Genomic DNA, 1,523 nt, shown 5'->3' on the forward strand with positions numbered 1-1,523 from the left:
TTCTTATTAACTCTGCCAGATCTCAATGATTAATAGGCTTTAGAGTAACGTTCTACGTTGATGGAGCCCTTTCTTGCATTGAACTCGCAATAAAGGTCTCCATTCTAGCTGTGATTTAATCAGTCACCATATCTGTGGGAAAAATATGCAAGTTATCAATAAGCTATATCCATCGGATGAGCAGATGGATCGGTTAACCTCATCACCAGATTCGGGGGCAGTGCATCTACTTAACTTGTTTAAATTTCGCAATAAAGCACGCTATGCTGACGGGCGCCGTTCAGACTTGAGCGGAAAACAAGCTTATGAACTATATGGCAAGCCGATGCTAAAAGTGTTGGAGAAATACGGTGCCGAGGTGATCTTCTATTCTGATGTGACCGGACTGATTCTTGGGCAGGTTGATGAGCTATGGGATGCGTTTGTGATAGTGAAGTATCCATCAAGACAGGCGTTGATAGACATGACGTCATCAGCAGAATTTAAGGCTTTGAGTGTCCATCGAGAGGCGGGCCTTGAAGGGCAACTCAATATTGAAACGAAAGTCCCCTAAGGCAATACATTGAGTTAAGGCCAGAAAGTACCTTTCGATGACAAAGTACTTTCCATCTCAATGCCCAATTTGAAACCGGTCAAGTGAATGTTTACGGCAAGCCGGTTTAAATGCCACGGTATTGCTTATTCGTAAGGGCGCGAGCAAAAGCGCTGAGTTTGTGAACGATGTGCTTGCGACGAGTGCGTTATGCACAATAATCGGCAGGCATTAAACTATGACCATGTTTGTCAGCAAGATAAACGAGGGCGTCAATAACACGAATCGGTGTTAATAAATTCTCTTCACTGCAACCATCAAGTTCGAATGTAAGATAGAGTTGCTCAGCTTCCACTTTTACAAATAAATTGCCTTGCGGTGCTCTCTCCTGAGTCAAAGCGAATACTCCAACGGCGAGAAAATGGGCGCTCTTTGGACTGCCTGTCGCGTATATGTCGCATTTGAGTTTATGAGCAAGCGTTAAAAAATCGAGAAGTAAGTTAACCTGTTCATCTGAAACATCATCAAGTGCATTTATATGCGGTTCTTTGCAGAATCGTTCTAAATAGCTAATCATCTGGTCAATATCGTTGTTAAATGGCATCTTCGCTGCTCGTACTAAGGGACGTGTTACTGATGCGGCAGAGATTACAACATTATCGACTAAGGCGTCACTTAAAAAGCTTGGTACAGATGATGATAAGGGTGAGGCTATGCGGTTTATGCACTGCTTTGAATTCGATAGGGAATAAGGTGACGTGAATTAATGGACGAATTACAGATTAACGGAACAACGTTACGATACAAAAAGGACGAATATCCTTTGGCAAAAATTAAAGATGCCAGAGTTAAAATCAATACGTTAAAAGACCATGCGCTACGGGTTATCATTATTGGTCTTGTGGTATCAAGTCTGGTATGGATTATTTGTCCTGAATCGTTCGCTGTTTTTACTGCTCCAATTGCACTCTCATTGGGCATGTTGTCAGCC

General features: G+C 42.4%; 2 protein-coding genes and 1 pseudogene. 2 read left to right on the forward strand and 1 reads right to left on the reverse strand.

All coding sequences use genetic code 11. The annotated features are described in order from the left end of the window. Positions 1-145: 145 nt before the first annotated feature. Positions 146-553 carry a DUF1330 domain-containing protein gene (locus RH85_RS16410; RefSeq protein WP_006713823.1) on the forward strand — a complete coding sequence of 136 codons (408 nt, stop codon included), beginning with the start codon at positions 146-148 and terminating at the stop codon, positions 551-553. 187 nt (positions 554-740) lie between these two features. Here RH85_RS16410 and RH85_RS16415 read toward each other — a convergent pair whose 3' ends face one another. Next, a complete protein-coding gene (locus RH85_RS16415; protein WP_006713824.1) occupies positions 741-1,136 on the reverse strand; it encodes a hypothetical protein in 396 nt (131 codons plus the stop codon). 162 nt (positions 1,137-1,298) lie between these two features. Between RH85_RS16415 and RH85_RS16420 the strand changes: the two are divergent. Next, positions 1,299-1,523, forward strand: a pseudogene (locus tag RH85_RS16420) (hypothetical protein); the annotation flags it as partial.

The organism is Vibrio ichthyoenteri ATCC 700023, from assembly GCF_000222605.1.
GTDB classification, from domain to species: domain Bacteria; phylum Pseudomonadota; class Gammaproteobacteria; order Enterobacterales; family Vibrionaceae; genus Vibrio; species Vibrio ichthyoenteri.